We start from the raw sequence: 18,742 nt of genomic DNA, 5'->3' as shown, positions 1-18,742 counted from the left end.
GGACGCGGCCCCGGGACCCCGCGACCATCAGCGCCGAGGCGGCCGGCCAGCTTGCGACGGCCTGCTGGGCCTGAGGCATGTCCGAGGCGCTGTGGGCCTAAAGTCGCCCGGGACACTGAAGTGCCTCCGGCCATTGCGAGAACAAGGGGGTCAGGGATCCCTGCTTTCGCTGGCCGGAGGCACTTTCTAGACCTCGGAGGCAAGGTGAATAGTCACCCCGCCTGAATGCCCGAGGTCAGCTATAGACGGTCAATTCTGCGATTGACCACCAGTTACTCGCGACATTGCCGGTGTTGACGACCTTGATGTAGCGGGCTGTCTGAGTCGAGAAGGAAATCAGCTCGACTCGCTGACCTTCGTCTATAGAGGAAACCTTGGTCCAATCGGTGCCGTTCGAGGAGACGTACACGTCCGCGCTTCGCGCATAGTCGCCGATATTGCTGCCGGAATCCAGCAGAATCTTGCCGAACGTCTGCGTCTGCCCCATGTCGATCTGGATCCAGAGACCGTCGTACTGGCCCCTTCCGGAGCTGTACCGGGTGCCGGCATCGCCGTCCAGCATGTTCGCGGGACCGTCGTTGTACGGGCTTGTGTCGGAGGTCGTGGCGGTCCAGCCCGTGCGCGACAGCGCGGGCCCCAGGTCGATGACGTCGAACGGAGCTGAACCCGCTTCCGCTCCGCCGGCGCCGTTCACCGAGACCTTATACGTGCCCACTGCAAGACCGCTTGGCACGTACGCGCTGATGCTCGTGTCCGACCAGCTGTCGATTTCGGCGAAGAGCTTCCCAAAACGCACCGTACCCAGCCCCTGCGCCTCACCGAAGTGAGAACCGCTGATCGTGAACTTGGCGCGCGGTATGCCTTGCTTCGGCTTCAGGCTTCCGAAGACCGGTGTGGGGAAGCTGGACAGCTTCTGCGTGGTGAACATCGCCGACGTTCCGCTCGGCAGGGTGTAGGTGTACGAGCCGTCGGCGGACACCGGGAAGCTCCGGCTGCCGGAGGTGCCGTTGAACACCACGGTGACCTGCGCCCCTTCCGGACTGGTCCAGGTCTTCAGCTGGAGGCCCTTGGGCACCGCTGTCGGGGCTGCGATCGAACCGGTGCCGCTCGAGGATCCGTATACGTTGATTTCGGCGATGCTCCACCAGAAACCGGATGCCGCGACGCAGACGATGCGAATGTACCGTGCCGTCTGCTCCGGCAATGTGACGGCTATCTTCCCTATGTTCCCGCTGCCGTTCGCGACCGCGCTGCCCCAGTCGGCCCCGTCGTCGGAGACGTATATCTGGTACTTGGTGACGTAGTCGAAGGAGTTGCTCTCTCCGGTGGCAAAGACGATCTTGTTGAAGCCCGTCGGGCTCCCCAGATCGACCTGGAACCAGGCGCCGCTGGTCGTCCCCTGGCCGAGATTCCACCGGCTGTTGATGTCGCCGTCGATCGCGTTCGAGGCCGCACCCCAGTCCGGGCTCGACGAGGCCGTAGCGGTCCACTTGCCACGGCTCAGTGACGTTCCGGGCGTCTTGATGGACGCTCCGATCGGCAGGGAGTACGTGAGCAGCTTGCTTCCGGTGCGGACGGCGTTCTGGTACTGCAGGAGTGCCGGGTCGTACGTGACCGTCATCGGCCCCAGCGACGACTTGAACGTGAAGTCATGGGTGGGGTCGACGACAGTGGTCGCCGCGGGGGTCCCGCCGCTGCGCACGCCCGCGTAGGTGAACGTGACGGCGTCGCCGGCGTTCAGGGTGTAGTCGAAGGACTGCTTCCCGTCCGCCACGCTGAAGTCCTTCGCGGAGGTTCCGGAGTTGTACGCGATCACGACCTTCGAGCCGTCCGGGTTCAGGAACGCGACACTCTCGATGCTTCCTTCCCCGAAGGTGTTCGAGTAAATGCGATGCGCTCCGGGCTTCACGAACCGGCTGGCGTGAGCGAGTGCGTGGTAGTCCACGTTGTAGGACACCTGCCCGCTGTCCGGATCGACCGTGACCAGTCCCCGGCACATGGGGATGCCGTTGGTGTCGCTGTTGAGGGGCCCCAGCTCGGGGTCGAGGACGGTGTTCCAGAGCATCACGCCGTTCGCCCAGTTGCGCATGCCCTTGATGATCCAGGTGCCGAGTGCGTCATGGAACGCCGTCTCGTCGTCACCCTGCCAGACGCCTCCGCTGGCCTCCGTGATGTAGGTTTCCTTGCCCGGAAAGTCGTTGTGGACCACAGTCTGGTACGCCGGGTTGCCGCTGTAGATGTGCCATCCGGTGCCAGCCGTGTACTGGGAGGCTGCGGGGTCGCTGAAGATCGTCTCGGGGTACGAGGGCACATCCCAGTTGTGATCCCAGGCAAGGATCTTCGTGGAGATGCCGTTGGCCGCGAATGCCTGGCCAATCTCCTGGATCAACGCGGATTCCTGGTATGCGGACAGGAACATGCCGGGCCAACTGGGCGTGCCCATGGGCTCGTTCTGCGGCGTGATGTAGGAGATGGGCACACCGGCCTTGTCGTAAGCCTTGATGAACTTCACGAAGTAGTCGGCCAGCGTGGAAGCGTAGTCGCTCTTGAGGGTGCCGCCGATCATGGAGTCCGAGGTCTTCATCCAGCCTGGCGGGCTCCATGGGTTGGCCAGGATCTTGGCGGGCGGGTTCTGTGCGAGCGCCTGCCGCAGGACCGGAATGATGTACTTCTCGTCGTGCCGGACCGAGAAGTGGGACAGCGTCGGGTCCGTCTGTCCGGCCGGCATGTCGTCGTAGGAGTAGTTGCCGGACGCGTTGAAGTCCGTGGCGCCCATCGGCGTACGGATCAGGCTGAGGCCGATGCCTTTCGAGGGGTCGTACAGCTTCTGCATCAGCTTCGCTCGGTCAGCGGTGGAGAGCTTGCTGATGAGCCAGGCGGAGGAGTCGGTCATGGCCGCCCCGAAGCCCTGGATCTTCTGGTACTTGACGCTGTCGTCGACCTTGATCGTGAGCGGGTTGTCCGTGTTCCTCGTCCGGAAGAGCACATCGCTCTGGCCGACGACCCACTTCTTGGCCGAGATGTCGGTCAGCCAGACCTGCGCGGAAGAACTGCGCGACGAGGCGGCGGCAGCGTTGCCGGAAACCTGGGTCCAGGCGGCGGCGACGCCGATGGCGGTGGTGAGGAACTGACGTCGTCCAAATCCGTGCGAGCTCATTGAGGATCCTCCTTCAGACCTGTTGGTTCAGTACTGCTCTGCGGCGCCGGCGGTCGGCCTCTTGATCACGAGCGGGTGCAACTCCCACGCGTCGACCGCGTAGCGAAGGCGCGTGCCCGGTGCGGTGCGGGCCTGAAGTCGCCACGGGCCCTGCCCTGTCGGGTAGAACCGCAGCGTGAGGACCTGGCCGGTGGAGGTCAGGAAGACCTCGGCGATGGAGTGGTCGACGACCACGCGGAGCTCGACCGGCTGTCCGGTGGGGCAGGGCATCCGGTAGGCACCGCCGTGGGCCCGCGTGTCCAAGGAGGCGTGGTGGCGGTCGACGAGCAGTTCGCCTGCGTCCGGATCGAGGCGGATGTCGAGGTACTCGGATCCGTCCGGGGTGGTGAGCAGCCGCAGGCCGGCGGTCCCGGTCGGCTCCAGACCGGCCGTCAGGTCGAAGGCCCGTCCCACGCTGCCCAGTTCCACCGGCTCCGGGCCATGGGTCGCACCCTCGGCCTGCACGATGCGCTCACCGCGCAGCGTGAGCAGCTCGGTGGCGGGCCGCTGTCGCAGCGTGCCGTCGCCGCCGACATGGATCTCGCGGGGCACGGTGAGGACGCCGGCCCATCCGCCGGCGACGGCCCAGGCCTGGTCGCGGGCTTCCCAGGACCAGCCCCACAGCAGCCATCTGCCGTCAGGGGCACGCAGCAGGGCGGGTGCGTAGCAGTCCGGGCCGTGGTCCGCCCACACCGGTGCGCCTGCCTCGAAGTGGCCGTCATGCTCTTCGCCGATCAGAGCTGCGACGCGCATCGGGCCGGTGGGTTCGGTCCAGGTACTGAAGATGAGGGCTGCCTGTCCGCCGGCTGCCGGGAGGTACTGGGGGCATTCCCAGCCGTCGCCGGTGAGCTCTTCGGTGCCGCCGACGGGCTCCGGACGGCGGGCCAGGAAGGGGCCTCGGTAAACCCAGGTCTCCAGGTCGGGTGAGTCGTACAGGAGGGCGGCGGCGCGGCCGTCCGCGAGGGCGGCGCCGACCAGCATCCGCCAGCCGTCACCGTCCCGCCAGACGTACGGGTCGCGGTACATGGTGCAGCCCTCGGGCAGCTCGGGGATGAGCAGTTCGCCTCGCGGGCGGAAGGTCGTGCCGCCGTCGTGGGAGACGGCGCAGGTGACCGGCTGGTGCTGGGGGGAGCGGGCCACGAGGTGCGCGGAGTAGAAGGCGACGAGCCGGTCGCCGTCGGAGACGGCGTTGCCGGAGAAGCAGCCGTCGCCGTCCACGCCGCCGGGCGTAGGGGACAGGGCGATCGGCAGCGGCTCCCAGCTCAGCAGGTCGGGACTGCGGAAGTGGCCCCAGTGCAGGTTCGCGTGTGTCGCGCCGTACGGGTTGTACTGGTAGGAGACGTGGTAGTAGCCGTCGTGGAAGGCCAGCCCGTTGGGGTCGTTGAGCCAGTTGCGGGGCGGGCGCAGATGCGCGACGGGGTAGTGCGGATCGAGGGGTGGAGTGGACACACGCGTGCCTTTCGGTATGTCAGGCAGGGCCCGCCGGCTGCCCCTGGGGGGCAGCCGGGCGCCGGCCCTCAGGCCCGGATGCGGAATCCCGCGCTGAGCTGGTGCTCCCGTCGTGAGCTGGGGCCGACGCGGAGCATGAACTCGCCTGGTTCGACCACGCGGCGGTTGTCGGCGGTGACGAGTGAGCAGTGTCCGGCAGGGACGCTGATGCCGACGGCGAGGGTTTCCCCGGGCGGGACTTCGGCCTGGGTGAACGCCTTCAGCTCCTGCTCGGCCCACGTGACGCTGGTGGTCAGGTCACTGACGTACGCCTGGACCGTCTCCAGGGCCGGGCGGCTTCCGCTGTTGGTGAGGCACACCGTGGCGTGGACGGTGCCGTCGGCGGAGACCTCGTCCTCGTGCACGGTGAGGTCGGAGTAGGTGACGGTGGTGTAGCTCAGGCCCTCGCCGAACGCGAACAGGGGGTCCTGGGTGAGGTCCGCGTAGCGGTCACCGTGCTGGCCCCGCACCTGGTTGTAGTAGACCGGCTGCTGCCCGACGTGGCGTGCGAAGGAGACCGGGAGCCGGCCGCCGGGTTCGGTGAGTCCGAGAAGGAGTTCGGCGACGGCGCGGCCGCCGCGCATGCCCGGATTGAACGCCTCGATGAGCGCTGCCGCGTTCAGTGCCGAGTCGGGGAGGGTGCTCGGCTTGGACTGCAGCAGTACGACGATCATGGGCGTGCCGGTAGCGGCGACCGCGTCCAGCAGCGCGATCTGGCCTCCCTGGAGGTCGAGGGTGGCCGTGGAGCGCACCTCGCCCGTGAGGGCGATGGTGTCCCCCACGACCACGACGGCGTAGTCTGCGGCCTCGGCAGCGGCGGTGGCCTCCCGAAGCTGTGCCTCATCGACCGGGGCGGGGAGGAACACGGGCGGTTGCGGCTGGCCGTCGGGCCCGGCGACCCACTGGTCGGGGTCGAAGGCGGGGCTTTCGATGTCGGCTCCGCGGGCGTGTGTGACGGTCCAGTCGGCGGGGACGACGGCGCGCAGGCCGTCCAGCACCGTCTCGACCAACTCGCGTGGATGTCCTTCGGGCATCCACGGCACCTGGCCGGTGGCACCCGCCCAGTCGCCGAGCATGGCCTCCGGGCTGTCGGCGTTGGGGCCGATGACCGCGATGGTGCGTGGCGTGCCCTGGCCTGTGGCGCGGCCGGTTCCGTCCGCGGTCAGCCCGCCTTCGAGGGGCAGGACCCCCTCGTTGCGCAGCAGTACGAGGGAACGTCGGGCGGTCTCGAGGTTGAGGTCGGCGTGTTCGCGGCAGCCGATCACCTGCGCCTGCCGCTCGGGGTCGGGGGCACGGGGGTCCTCGAAGAGCCCGAGTTCGAACTTCAGCCGCAGCACCCGCCGTACCGCGTCGTCGATCTGCTTCTCCTCGATCAGGCCGCGGGCGACCGCCTCCTGGGCGCCCTCGAAGAACGCCGGCGTGGCCATGATCAGGTCGTTCCCGGAGTTGACCGCGACCGCCGCCGCCTCGGCGTAGTCGGCGCAGGTCCGTTGGTCGTAGACCATCCGGCCGACGTTGTCCCAGTCGGTCACCAGTGTGCCGGTGAAGCCCCACTCGCCCTTGAGCACGTCGTTGATCAGCCATTCGTTGGCGGTGATGGGCACCCCGTCGATCGACTGGTAGCCCAGCATGAAGGCGCGGCAGCCGGCTTGGGCCGCCCGCTCGAACGGGGGGAGGAACCACGAGCGCAGCTTGCGCGGGCTGAGATCCGCCTCGCTGGCGTCGCGTCCGCCCAGGGTCTCGGAGTAGCCCGCGAAGTGCTTGGCGTACGCCAGCACGGCGGTCGGGTCGCCGAGACCCTCACCCTGGTAGCCGCGCACCATCGCGGCCCCCAACTCGCCTATCAGGTACGGGTCTTCGCCGAACGTCTCGTTGATCCGGCCCCAGCGCAGGTCCCGGGTGATGCACAGCACCGGGGAGAACGTCCCGTGGATCCCGGTCGTCGAGATCTCGATCGCGGACGCACGGGCGACCCGGTGGATCAGAGCGGGATCCCAGGTGCAGGCCATGCCGAGCTGTGTGGGGAAGATGGTCGCGCCGGGCCAGAAGGAGTGGCCGTGGATGCAGTCGTCGGCGGTCAGCAGCGGAATGCCGAGCCGTGTCCGCTGGGCCCGTTCCATGGCTTCCGGCATGCGCTCGGGCATCACATGCAGGACCGACCCGGCCAGCTTGGCCGACACGATGTCCTCGAGGTCCCCGTGCTGGGCGTCGAGCATCAGCAACTGCCCGACTTTCTCCGCCAGGGTCATCCGGGACAGCAGGTCCTCGGTTCTCGCTTCCGCGGAGGCGCGCGGATCCAGGTACACGGCAGCGCGGACCGGCTGTCCCACTGTGGTCTCCAAGTCATGAGTCATTGCAGGTCAGAGAGTTGATGAGGGTGAGCGACGGAGGTCACTTCAGGCCGGTGGTGGCGATTCCGGCGACGAACTGGCGCTGGAAGCGAAGGAAGACGATCATCACCGGCAGCAGGACGACCACGGCACCGGCGAGCAGGATGCCGTAGCGCGTGAAGGACTGGCCGCTGCTGGCCAGGGCGAGGCCGACGGGGAGCGTGTACTGGTCCTGGTTCTGGGCCACGACCAGGGGCCACAGGAAGCTGTTCCAGGACCCGAGGAAGGTGATGATCCCCAGGGTGGCCAGGGCCGGCCTGGTCAGCGGCAGGATGATCCTCCAGAAGACGGCCAGTTCACGGCAGCCGTCGACCCGGGCGGCGTCGATGAGTTCGTCGGGCAGGGTGGAGATGAATTGCCGCATCAGGAACACCCCGAACGGGCCGGCCAGGAACGGCAGGATCAGCCCGAGCAGCGAGCCGGTCAGCTTCATGTTGGCCACCAGCACGTACAGCGGTACGAAGGTGACCAGGCCGGGGACCATGAGGGTGCCGATGACCAGGCCGAACACGACGCGCCGACCACGGAAGTCCAGCTTGGCCAGGGCGTAGCCGAGCATCGAGCAGAAGAGCAGGTTGCCCGCGGTGATGACCAGGGCCACGATCACGGAGTTCGCGAACATGCTCGTGAAGTCGAGGCTGCGGAACAGCTGGCTGTAGTTGGCGGTCGTGGGTGAGGTGGGGATGAGAACGGGCGGTACTTTGCGGATGTCGGCCTCGGGCTTGAAGGAGCCGGACAGCATCCACAAGAACGGCGCGATCATCAGCAGGAGGCAGCAGGTGAGCGGCAGATACAGCCAGGGCTGACCCCACCTCTGCCGGACGCGGCGGCGCCGCAGGGTCCGGTCCGTGTCCGCGTGTCCGGTGCCAGGGTGCGTGAGGGTGCTCATGGGATCAGTCCTTGTCTCGCAGTACCCGGAACTGCAGAACGGTCAGCGCGACGATGAGGACGAAGACGACGTAGCCGGCGGCCGACGCCATGTCGTAGTTGCCGTTGCCGAACTGGTTGTAGGCGTACAACGTGGCCGACAGGGTCGAGTCCAGCGGCCCGCCGCCGGTCATCACGAACGGCTCGTCGAAGAACTGCAGATAGCCGATGCCGGTGGTGACGGCGGTGAGCAGCAGGGCGGGGCGCAGGAGCGGGAAGGTGACCCGCCAGAACCGCTGCCAGGCCCCGGCACCGTCGAGTTCGGCCGCTTCCATCAGGGACTGGGGTACGGACTGCAGCCCGGCCAGCATGATGATCATGACGGTGCCGAGGTTGCGCCACACTGCCATCACGATCATGACGGGAAGCGCGAACCGGGTGTCCGCCAGCCAAGCCGGGCCGTCGATCCCGAACCAGGCCAGGACGGTGTTCACCAGCCCCGCGCGCGGGTCCAGGAGCGTCTTCCAGATCACGGCGACGGCCACGACGCTGGTGATCACCGGCAGGTAGAAGCCGACCCGGAAGACGGCACGGAAGCGGCGTATGCCGCGGTCGAGAGCGACCGCCGCGGCGAGCCCTGCGGCCAGCGTCAGAGGAAGGCCGACCAGGACGAACACGCCGGTATTGCGCAGAGCATGAACGAACTGCTCGTCCTCGAAGAGCCGTACGTAGTTGTCGAAGCCGGTGAACGACACGTTCAGTGGAGTACGTAGGTCGGCGCTCTGGGTGTCGGTCATGCTCATCAGCAGCGACCAGACCACCGGCAACACCATGAAGGCCGCGAACAGGGCGAGGAAGGGCGCGCCGAGGATCCAGGCGGCCCGGGCCTGCGCGCGCGCCGTGCGGCGGGGCGCGGAGTGCCGGCGGCCGGCACCCCCGTCCGGCCGCCCGGTGCTCAGCTCATGGACGTCGCCCCGCCCGGGGAGCGTTTTCGTGGACATGGATGTCATCCGTCCGTAAGAAGGCTGTCAGAGGACTGCTCACGCGCCGGCGCTCAGCGGCCGGTGCCGATGCTGGTGGCCTTGGACTGCAGATCCTTCTGCACCTGGGCGACGGTGGCCTTGCCGAGGGACAGCTTCTCCAGTTCGGAGTCGATGGCGTCGGCGATCTGCTGCCAGGTCGTGATGGCGGGCGGCGCCTTGCTGACCTTCAGCTGCTCCTCGTACGCCTTCTTCGTCTCGTCCTCGGTCAGCTTTCCCTCCGACCAGGCGGCGGGCGAAGGGGGCAGGACGCCGGTGGCCTTGCTGTAGGCGGCGAGGTTGGCGGGCTCGGTGAGGAACTGGGAGAACTTCCATGCCGCTGTGGGGTTCTTGGCGTCCTTGAACACCGCAAGGTCGCTGCCGCCGGCGAACGCCGCGGGCTGCTTGCTGTACGGCACCGGCATGGTCTTCCACTTGCCGTCCAGCTTCGGGGAGTCCTTGTGGAAGGCACCGCCGGCCCACGCACCCTCCTGGTAGGTGGCGATCAGCCCGTCCTGGAAGCCCTGGACGTTGTCCTCCTTGTCGGTCGGTGCCAGGCCCTGCCTGGGTACGCTCGCGTAGTACTCCAGCGCCTTGGCGACCTCCGGTGTGTCGAAGGTGAACTTCTTGGTCTTGGCGTCGTAGATGTCGCCACCCTGCTGCCAGACCATCGGCACCCAGAAAATCCAGGAGTTGAAGCCGATCACCAGCCCGGTGGCATGGCGCAGCTTGGGGTTCTGCTTGCCGGCGGTGGCCTGGATGGCCTTGAGGTCCTTCAGGTATCCGTCCCGGTCGCTTGCCAGGGGGCCCTTGATGCCGGCCTTCTCGGTGAGGTCGGTCCGGTAGTAGACCGCCGTGGTGTCGGCGATGAACGGGACGCCGTAGGAGGTGTTCTTGTACTTGGTGGTGTCCCACTGGCCGGGGTAGAAGTCCGCCGACTTGAACGACGTCGGGGTGGCCTGGAAGGCGTTCATGGCGGCCATCTCGGCCATCCAGGTGGAGCCGACCACGGACATGTCCGGTGTGTTGCCGCCGGCTACGGCGGTGGTCAGCTTGTCGTGCGCGGAGGCCCAGGGCACCGGGGTGATCTGGACCTTGACGTCGGGGTTCTGCTGCTCGAACTTCTTGGCCAGGCTCAACAGGGCCGGGTCGGTGTCGCCCATGGACCACATGACGACCTTGCCGGTGGCCTTGCCGCTGCCGATCTTCGCGGGTGCGTCCTTGCCGGGCCCGGAGTCGGCACTGCGGCCGCAGCCGGTGGCCACCAGGGCTGCGGTGACGGTGACGCACAGGACCTGGACGGTTCTGACGGTGTGACGAGTAGAAGTACGCATTGGGCGGCTCCTTGCCATTGAGCGAAAAAGGGGCGCCGGGGGGACGGCGAAGAGGTGCAAGCGGGCAGGCACCCGGATGGGCCGGCCCAAGAGGTGAGTTCGTCTGCAGCGGCATCGGCCGTCAGCCGCGGGTCGCGGCTGGAACGTCCGACCCGGCGGGCAGCGTCCGGGCGGGGTGTGCCCGGCGTACCGTTCGTGTGCCGGATCAGGAAGGCACCGAGGGAAACTGCACCTCGGCGGTGACGCGTGAACACGGTTCCGCGCGGCGGGTGATGAAGTCGGCCGACAGCCGAACAGGCCGGTCGGGGCCGCTGCGTGGAGCGGCTTCAGGTAGAGCCGGCCGACTTACCAGCCTGCCCGAGAGCCGGGAGGTCAGTTCATTGGGCGGATGGGGTCCGTCCCCGCCTGCGGGGCTGGGCAGGAGCGGCGGAGACGGACAGTTGGTGAGACGCCGACGCCGTACACATCTGGGTGACGCAGCGTCAGTTCAGGCCCGGCTGTAACGTCGAGCCCCGGATCACGAGGCTGGTCGGGACGATGCACGAGGAGGCGGCCTTCGGCGATCCGCGCACGTGGTCCAGCAGCAGACGCGCCGCCGCCTCACCCATCTCCCGCATCGGCTGGCGGATGGTCGTCAGTGCCGGGTAGGTGTACGACGCCATCTCAAGGTCGTCGAAGCCCACCACGGCGACATCCTGCGGAACCCACAGACCGGCCTCGTGCAGTGCGGCCAGCACGCCGGCCGCCGAGGGATCGTTGTGCGCGAAAACCGAGTCGAACTCCACGCCGTCCGCGAGAGCGCGCGCCAGCGCGCTACGGCAGCGGTCGAAGTCGAAGTCGCCGGGGATGATGCTGTGTTGGCCGATCTCGATCCCGGCTTCGGCATAGACATCGACGAAGCCGTCCAGCCGTTCCCGGGTACAGCCGAACGCCTCGGGACCGGTCACCACCAGGGGACGACGGCGCCCGATCTCCAGCAGGTGCCGCGCCGCCTGGGCACCCCCCTCTCGATTGGTGGTGGCCACGTAGGGGAATCCCGGCCGCTGGAAGCGATCGTCGATCAGCACGACCGGCAGCCCCGCTTCGTGCAGCTCCGTGATGTACCCCATGGCACCTTCGGGCTCTATCACCAGCAGACCGTCGAACGACTTGGCGGCGACCTGCAGGCCGAGCCTGCGCAGTGATTCCTCACCGCGGTTCCAGGTCAGCATGCGCAGCCCGAAACCCTCGGCCTCCAGCGTTTCGACGACCGCCTGCACGATGCCGGCCCAGGCCCAGGCCATGTCCGGGACCAGCATGCCGATCATCTGTGTGGTGCCGCGTGCGAGCCCGACTGCTCCGGCGCTCGGCACATAGCCCAGCTCCGATATCGCCTTGCGGACCTTCAGGACGGTGTTCTCGTTGATCTCGCCTTTGCCGTTCAGCACTCGCGAGACCGTCGTCTTGCTGACGCCGGCCCGTGAGGCCACGTCGGCGATGGTGACTCCCATGCCACCTCCTCTCACTCCACGCAGAGGCGGAAGACGTCCTCCCGCACCGAAGGTGCCGATCGTACAGAGATCGGCGGAATCGGTACCGGCAGCGGTTCCGGAACCGGTTTCGGTACCGGTTCCGGCAGTGAAGCACCGAGAAGCCCGACCCGTCAACACACCGGAAACAACTCGTTCACGGGGAAGTCGTCAGCGCCCGGGAGCGGGGAGTTCGCCGGAGCCGCGGGCGAGGTAGCGGGTGGGCAGCACCCGGTGACGGGCGGGCCCGCCCTCGCCGTCGAGCCGGTCGAACAGGAGGTTCGCGGCCTCCCGGCCGATGGCAGAGTGATCCTGGGCGATCACCGAGATGCCCGGTTCGAGCAGGTCAGCGAGGGGAAGGTCGTCGAAGCCGACCAGCGCGACGCGGCGCTGCAGCTGACGCTCCTGCAGGGCCATGCGGGCCCCGACGGTCAGGAGGTTCTGGCCGGAGACGAGTGCCGTGGGCGCATGGGCGAGCGCCAGGAGTTCACGGGTGGCCTCCTGGGCGGCGTCCGCGCCGTGCAGGCCGCGCTTGACGAGAGAAGGGTGCAGGACGCATCCCACCGCGGCGAGCCCCTCCACGAACCCGGCGTAACGCTCTTCGGCGGTCCAGATCGAGCGGAGATCCCCGAGGAAGGCGATGCACCGGTGACCCGCCTCGTGCAGCCTCTTCACCGCCGCCCGCACGCCCGCCCGGTTGTCCACCGTCACGGTGTCCACCTGCGGCGCTGTGGTCCGGCGGTCCATACAGACGACGGGTGTGCCGGCGCGGCGGGCCGCATCGAGGTCGGCGCCGTCCTGCCCGGTGGGCACCACGATGAGGCCGTCGACCCGGCGGGCGGTGAAGGTCTTCAGCAGGCTGCGTTCCCGGATCGGGTCCTCGTCGGTAGACCCGGCCAGGAGCAGCATGCCGCGCTCGGCGGCAGCGTCCTCCACCGCGCGGTGCAGCGCGGCAGAGAAGGGGTTGGCCGCGTCCTCCAGGACCAGGCCGAGGGTGTGTGTGCGGCGGTCGGCCCGGCGCAGGCTGCTGGCCGTCAGGTCCTGGCGATAGCCGAGCTGCTCGGCGGCTCGCGTCACCCGTTGCGCCAGGTCAGGGGTGACGGGCTTGCCGTTGATGACCCGCGAGACGGTGGCGATGCCAACCCCGGCCATGGTCGCGACGTCACGTATGGTCGCCGCTCGCCGACCTGTGTCGTTCTGCTCGCTGGACAACGTTTTCTCCCGGGGATCAACGGCACCGTGCAGCCGCCCTCATCCTCGCATTCAGGAGTTTTCCCGCACAGGGCCTGGACTTCGGCGACATGTTGCCCGTACGTTCTGCGAAACGTTTCCAGCCCCCCGGCTGGAGCTGCCGGTGCCGTGCTGCCCCCACAGCCGGGCTCGCCCGTGGCCTTGGACCAGGCCACGGCGCAACCGCCGCCCGCACCTGACACGCATCAAGCGTCACGCGTACGTCCCCTACGGCTGAGCCGAAGCCCGCCCGCCTGCAAGGAGCGCCATGTCCAGAACCCTTCGTCCGCGCCGCAGACTCCTGGCCGCACTGGCCGTCCTGTCCGGGCTCGGCCTGGTCGCCGCCTCCCCCGCCATGGCCGACACGCTCTACCACGAGCAGTACCGCCCCCAGTTCCACTTCACCCCGGCCCATAACTGGATGAACGACCCCAACGGCCTGATCTACTACAAGGGCAAGTACCACCTGTTCTTCCAGTACAACCCGTCCGGCAACACCTGGGGCAACATGTCCTGGGGCCACGCTGTCAGCACCGACCTGGTGCACTGGAAGCAGCTCCCGGTGGCCATTCCCCAGGACGACCAGGAGATGATCTTCTCCGGCAGCGTGGTGCTGGACAGGAACAACACCACCGGCTTCGGGACGAAGAAGAACCCTCCGCTCGTCGCCATCTACACCAGCGCGCAGAAAGCCTCCGGCAAGCAGCAGCAGGCCCTTGCCTACAGCACCGACGGCGGCACCACCTGGATCAAGTACGACGACAACCCGGTGCTCGACATCGGCTCGAACAACTTCCGTGACCCCAAGGTCTTCTGGTACGCCCCCACGCAGCGCTGGCTGATGACGGTCTCCCTCGCCGACCAGCACAAGATCGCCTTCTACAGCTCGGCAGACCTCAAGCACTGGACCCACCAGAGCGACTTCGGCCCGGCCGGCGCCACCGGCGGGGTGTGGGAGTGCCCGGACCTGTTCCCGCTGCCGGTCGACGGCGACGCGAGGAAGACCAAGTGGGTGCTGGCCGTCAACCTCAACCCCGGGGGCATAGCGGGCGGTTCCGGCGCCCAGTACTTCGTCGGCGACTTCAACGGCAAGAAGTTCACCTCCGACGACGACGGCAGCTACACCCCACCGAGCGGCACCGTGATGCAGGACTTCGAGTCCGGCTCGTTCGGCGACTGGAAGGCCACCGGTGACGCCTTCGGCAGCGCGCCGGCGACCGGGGCGGTGGACTGGCAGTCACAGGTCACCGGCATCGAGGGCAAGGCCTTCGCCAACAGCTTCCACGGCGGCGACGCCTCCACCGGCACCCTGACCTCGCCCGAGTTCACCGTGACCAGCGACTACATCAACTTCAAGGTCGGCGGCGGCAACCACCCGTACCAACCTGATACCGTCCTGGGCGACCAACCGGCACCCACCGGCGAAACCCTCGCCGACTTCGAGGGCAGCACCTACACCAGCCCCTTCGGCGACTGGACCACCACCGGTGACGCCTTCGGCACCGGACCGGCCCAGGGCGCCCTCCCGGGCCAGCAGCAGGTCTCCGGCTATCTCGGCAACGGCCTGGTCAACACCTTCCTGACCGGGGACGCCTCCACCGGCACCCTCACTTCCCCGACGTTCACCATCGACAAGAAGTACCTGGACTTCCTCATCGGCGGCGGCTACCACCCCGCAAGCTCCGACGCCCCCACCGCGGTCGAGCTCATCGTGGACGGCAAGGTCGTGCGCTCTGCCACCGGATCCAACGGCGAAGCCCTGAGCTGGTCTTCGTGGGACCTGTCCGACCTGCAGGGCAAGCAGGCCCAGATCAAGGTCGTGGACGACAACACGGGCGGCTGGGGTCACCTCAACCTCGACCAGGTCGTCCTCTCCGACACCCAGGCGAAGCCGCCCTCCATCGAAACCGGCGTCAACCTGCTGGTCGACGGCAAGGTCGTGCAGAATGCCACCGGCGCCGACTCCGAGAACCTCGACTGGGCCTCCTTCAACACCACCGCCTACAAGGGCAAGAAGGTCCAGATCCAGATCGTGGACGCCAACTCCGGCGGCTGGGGACACGTCCTCGCCGACCAGTTCATCACCGCCGACAAGCCCGCCCTGAACACCACCCAGCGCGCTCACTGGCTCGACTACGGCGCGGACTTCTACGCCGCCAACACGTGGAACGACGCCCCCGGCGGCCGCCGCGTCATGATCGCCTGGATGAACAACTGGAACTACGGGCAGGCCATCCCCACCAGCCCGTGGCGCAGCGCCGACTCCTTCCCCCGCCAGCTCTCCCTGAAGACCGTGAACGGCAAGGTCCAGCTGATCCAGCAGCCGGTCCGCGAACTGACCACCCTGCGCAGCGCCGGTACCAAGGTGCCCAGAACGCGCGTCACGAACACCACCACCCCGCTCGCGGTGCACGGCAGCAGCCAGGAACTCCAGGCCGACCTCACCGCCGGCACCGCCGACCGCTTCGGCCTGGACGTCCGCACCGGCGCCGGACAGCGCACCCGCATCGGCTACGACACCGCCAGCGGCGAGGTCTACATCGACCGCACCGCCTCCGGCGCCACCGACTTCGACCCCACCTTCTCCGGCGTCCAGCACGCCCCCCTCGACCTGCACGGCGGTGGGCTGAGCCTGCACGTCCTCGTCGACGCCTCCTCCGTCGAGGTCTACGCCCAGAACACCCGCGGCGAACAGGTGATCCTCACCGACCAGGTCTTCCCGGACGCCTCCAGCACCGGCGTCGACGCCTTCGCCGAAGGCGGCAGCGCCACCCTCGACCACATGCAGGCGTGGCAGCTGAGGTCCATCTGGCCGTGACATGGCTCAGGTCCGTGCGCCGGAAGGCCAGGAGCGGCTTCCGGAGCACGGATATAGGCGAGCGGAGCAGCTGGTGGTGCGGCGTGAAAGCGATCCCCGCGGGCCAATGTCTTGAGTCACCCTCTGCGCGGTTTGGCCGTGGTGTCCCATCCTGACCTGCGGCAGACGACTTTCGCGCAAGCCACCTGAGTCTCGGCCAGCCATGTTTTCGCAGTTCATCGAACCTCGCTGGCGCCTTGCAACGGGATGACCATTGCGGAGCGGTTTGCGAGTTGCTGGCGGAGTGCGGCGTTTTCGGCGAGGAGGGTGGCGATGACGGTTGCTGCGGCATCGACCTGATGCCGGAGCCGGTGACGCTCTTTCCGGTTGTCCTTCAGCTGTCGGCGCAGACGGCTGATCTCGTCGCGCTGCTGTTGGTCGCGGAGGCTGGCTGGGCTGTGGCCAGCGCGAGCGTCCCATTCTGCGAGGACGGCGGTGGCCCGGTTCATGGTGGCCCGGCTGACGCCAGCTTCGCGCCAGAGGTTGTTCTTGGTCAGTTTGCCGTCGGTTCGTGCGGGTCTGCCGGTGAAGAGCCGTTCCATCGCCTCGCGAAGGGTCTGCTCAGTCTTGGCGGAGACCGTGGGCGGGGTCATCGGCTGGCCTTTCGGATCACGAGGTCGACTTCGTTGAGCTGCTCAGTGAGCAGGGCCCGCCGGTTGGGTGGGAGCTTTGGGGTGGCGAGCAGGTCAGTCAGCGAGGCTCGTTCTGCTGCCCAGAGGGGCTGGTGGGCGGGGGCGATGACGCTGTTGGCGCAGCGCGAGGGCTGGCACCGGTCGATCAGAGGGCCTTGGTGGCCTTCGGGGGCGATGGCGTTCTCAAGACATTTGGCGCCGACTGGGTTGGCGTCATCCATGGTGCAGTGGTTGAGCTTGCCGAAGCGGACGGACAGGCGCGTGCGGCGAAGGAGGTCGAGTTCGACGCGGACGTCGCCTCGCTGTGCCTTGTTGGTCGCTCTCATCTCGGCGGCCTTGGCGCGGATGGCGGCGAAGGTCTCGCGCAGGCGGTCGGCGCCTGGTCCGTAGCCGATTGGCTCGCCGCGGCCGTCGGCGGCGAAGAGCTCGGCCAGTCGCTCGAAGCGGCGCTCGCTGATGGCGGTTCTCAGGTGGGCCCAGGCGGGCGAGGGCTCGGTGTAGCCCTGGGTGGTGGTGTTCGCGAGCGCCCTCGTGGCGACGTGCTTGAGCTGCATCCCGACGGCGATCTCCGAGCCGGGGAAACCACCAGCCGTGGGCCTTCCGGCCGGCCGGAGGTCAGCAGGTCAGGAGCCTCCTGAAGGCTTCGGGCCAATCGGCGGCGGCGCGTGCGATCCGGCGCCACCTCACCCACCACTCTCGCCACAATCACCGGATCCAGGTGCGGCTCGGCGCACAGCACCGCTTCACAGATCACGCCGTCCGGGTCGGCGGCGTACCGCTGCGGCTCCTCGGCAGCCGTCACCCGTCACTGTCCCCGGTGATGCGGGCCCGCTTGGGCCTGAAGGCGCCGACTCCTCCCTCGCCCGCACCGCCGCCGGCTGCGCGCCGGCGGCCTGCGGAGGCGGTGGCCACCGGTTCGATGAGCTCCTCCATCCGGCAGCCCAGGATGTCCATCAGCGCCATCAGCGTCTTCAAGCTGAGCCGCTCCGGCTTGTCCACCACCAGGCGGTAGACCTGGCTCGGCGAGAGGTCGATGCCCCGCTCGGCGAGCAGAGGCCGCAGATCCGTGGTCGAGAACAGCCCGTGGCTTGCCATGACCGTGCGCAGATGCCACTGGTAGTCGAGCTTGTCCGCCATCATGTCTCCTGATCCGCCGCATAGGCACGGTCGAGCGCCTTACGCATCATCGTGTTCATGAAGTCCCCGCTGACATCCAGTCCCAGTTCGTCCCGGTACTCCGCGAAGCGTTCCTCCATCTCACGCGGCTTGAGCCGGCCGCCCCGCTCCGTCAGCCACACCGCCGACCCGCCGCTGCACCGGTACCGCGGGCGGATATTGACCAGGTAGTCCTGGACCGCCTCCACGGCCCAGGGCATGACACTGAGCACCATCCGGCGGCGAGGCCCAGAACCCCTGCTCGCCTTGCCGTAGCGGACCTGGAGTGAACCGAACCGCCCCAGCTCCGGCGCCTTGGGATTGCGGTAGAAGTCAGTCGTATCGAGCCGAGAGGTCTCGTTGCAGCGCAGCCCTCACCCGTAGATGACCTTGAACACGGTCGCATCCCGGTACGCCGCGAGTGCGCCCTTGCGGCCCAGCCTGATCGCGCGATCGACCTGGTCATCGGCGTGATCCAGGAGGAGTTGAACCTCCTCCCGGGTCATCGGCCGGCGGCCCGGCCGTCCCTCGTAGTCCGTCAGATGGGCGACCGTGTTCCACTCATGACAGACCTGCACCGGGTGGGTGCCGAAGCGGGCCTCGCACACCTCGGGCCACTGGTAGTACGGCGAGGTGATGTAGTCGCAGAACAGCTTCAGAGCGTCCTGATAGCTGCGGATCGTCGATCTCGCCCGCTTCTCCTCCGCGATGAGACAGGTCATCCACTCATCCACGTGGCCAGCAGTCCAGGTCCATGGGTACTCGTTGATGCCCGCCATAAACCGGCGCACGATCCGCTGCCGCCCCAGGATCGTCTCCGTGGCCAAGCGGCGGCCCCCGCGCTGCTGGCGAGCCCAGCCCTCCAACATCGCCTCGAACACAGCGTCCTCGGGATGGAGCAGGGCAACGCCGTCGAGCAGCAGCATGCGAGCACGACTGCTCTCACCTCCAGCACTGACCACTTCCCCCTCAGCTCATCCGCTGCGCGAATCATGCATCACATGCACGAATGGCGGCAACCGGCCAGTTCAGAAGGGAAGTTCGGCGCTAACGTGAGACCGCGACA

14 protein-coding genes are annotated in these 18,742 nt (G+C 68.0%); 1 reads left to right on the top strand and 13 read right to left on the bottom strand.

The window, feature by feature from the left end; all coding sequences use genetic code 11:
* Positions 1–235 precede the first annotated feature (235 nt).
* The 8 genes from ACGFNV_RS36005 to ACGFNV_RS35970 all read right to left on the bottom strand — a co-directional run bounded on the left by ACGFNV_RS36005 (position 236) and on the right by ACGFNV_RS35970 (position 13,014).
* Complete coding sequence (locus ACGFNV_RS36005) at positions 236–3,157, bottom strand: discoidin domain-containing protein (RefSeq protein WP_393628422.1); 2,922 nt, start codon at positions 3,155–3,157, stop codon at positions 236–238.
* A gap of 27 nt (positions 3,158–3,184) precedes the next feature.
* Positions 3,185–4,645, bottom strand: coding sequence for a glycoside hydrolase family 32 protein (locus tag ACGFNV_RS36000; RefSeq protein ID WP_393628420.1), 1,461 nt, complete (start codon positions 4,643–4,645; stop codon positions 3,185–3,187).
* A 68-nt stretch (positions 4,646–4,713) separates the two neighbouring features.
* The gene (locus tag ACGFNV_RS35995; protein ID WP_393628575.1) at positions 4,714–7,014 is read right to left on the bottom strand and encodes a glycoside hydrolase family 3 N-terminal domain-containing protein; all 2,301 of its coding nucleotides are present in this window, start codon (positions 7,012–7,014) and stop codon (positions 4,714–4,716) included.
* Between the two features lie 61 nt (positions 7,015–7,075).
* Positions 7,076–7,963 (bottom strand): carbohydrate ABC transporter permease, encoded by an 888-nt coding sequence (locus ACGFNV_RS35990; RefSeq protein ID WP_393628418.1) that lies wholly within the window; start codon positions 7,961–7,963, stop codon positions 7,076–7,078.
* A 4-nt stretch (positions 7,964–7,967) separates the two neighbouring features.
* A complete protein-coding gene (locus ACGFNV_RS35985; RefSeq protein ID WP_393628417.1) occupies positions 7,968–8,951 on the bottom strand; it encodes a carbohydrate ABC transporter permease in 984 nt (327 codons plus the stop codon).
* A gap of 44 nt (positions 8,952–8,995) precedes the next feature.
* Positions 8,996–10,294: an extracellular solute-binding protein gene (locus ACGFNV_RS35980; protein ID WP_393628415.1), complete on the bottom strand. Its 1,299-nt coding sequence runs from the start codon at positions 10,292–10,294 to the stop codon at positions 8,996–8,998.
* A gap of 482 nt (positions 10,295–10,776) precedes the next feature.
* Positions 10,777–11,784 (bottom strand): LacI family DNA-binding transcriptional regulator, encoded by a 1,008-nt coding sequence (locus tag ACGFNV_RS35975; protein WP_393628413.1) that lies wholly within the window; start codon positions 11,782–11,784, stop codon positions 10,777–10,779.
* Positions 11,785–11,973: 189 nt separating this feature from the next.
* Positions 11,974–13,014: a LacI family DNA-binding transcriptional regulator gene (locus tag ACGFNV_RS35970; protein ID WP_393628411.1), complete on the bottom strand. Its 1,041-nt coding sequence runs from the start codon at positions 13,012–13,014 to the stop codon at positions 11,974–11,976.
* A gap of 286 nt (positions 13,015–13,300) precedes the next feature.
* On the opposite strand from ACGFNV_RS35970, the gene ACGFNV_RS35965 reads away from it, so the two are divergent.
* A complete protein-coding gene (locus ACGFNV_RS35965; protein WP_393628410.1) occupies positions 13,301–15,850 on the top strand; it encodes a GH32 C-terminal domain-containing protein in 2,550 nt (849 codons plus the stop codon).
* Positions 15,851–16,065: 215 nt separating this feature from the next.
* On the opposite strand, the gene ACGFNV_RS35960 is transcribed toward ACGFNV_RS35965, so the two are convergent.
* From ACGFNV_RS35960 to ACGFNV_RS35940, 5 genes are all read right to left on the bottom strand, one after another.
* Positions 16,066–16,482: a hypothetical protein gene (locus ACGFNV_RS35960; protein ID WP_099918330.1), complete on the bottom strand. Its 417-nt coding sequence runs from the start codon at positions 16,480–16,482 to the stop codon at positions 16,066–16,068.
* Positions 16,479–17,075, bottom strand: coding sequence for a hypothetical protein (locus ACGFNV_RS35955; RefSeq protein WP_393628408.1), 597 nt, complete (start codon positions 17,073–17,075; stop codon positions 16,479–16,481). Before ACGFNV_RS35955 ends, ACGFNV_RS35960 begins: the two co-directional genes overlap by 4 nt.
* Before the next feature lie 244 nt (positions 17,076–17,319).
* Entirely contained in the window at positions 17,320–17,661 is a 342-nt protein-coding gene (locus tag ACGFNV_RS35950) for a helix-turn-helix domain-containing protein (protein WP_393628407.1), read from the bottom strand.
* Positions 17,658–17,897: a hypothetical protein gene (locus tag ACGFNV_RS35945; protein WP_393628406.1), complete on the bottom strand. Its 240-nt coding sequence runs from the start codon at positions 17,895–17,897 to the stop codon at positions 17,658–17,660. Before ACGFNV_RS35945 ends, ACGFNV_RS35950 begins: the two co-directional genes overlap by 4 nt.
* A 153-nt stretch (positions 17,898–18,050) precedes the next feature.
* The gene (locus ACGFNV_RS35940; RefSeq protein WP_393628404.1) at positions 18,051–18,602 is read right to left on the bottom strand and encodes a hypothetical protein; all 552 of its coding nucleotides are present in this window, start codon (positions 18,600–18,602) and stop codon (positions 18,051–18,053) included.
* Between the last annotated feature and the right edge of the window lie 140 nt (positions 18,603–18,742).

It is taken from the genome of Streptomyces sp. NPDC048751 (assembly GCF_043198595.1).
Lineage (GTDB): Bacteria > Actinomycetota > Actinomycetes > Streptomycetales > Streptomycetaceae > Streptomyces.
This window is presented reverse-complemented; position numbering and strand designations above follow the sequence as displayed.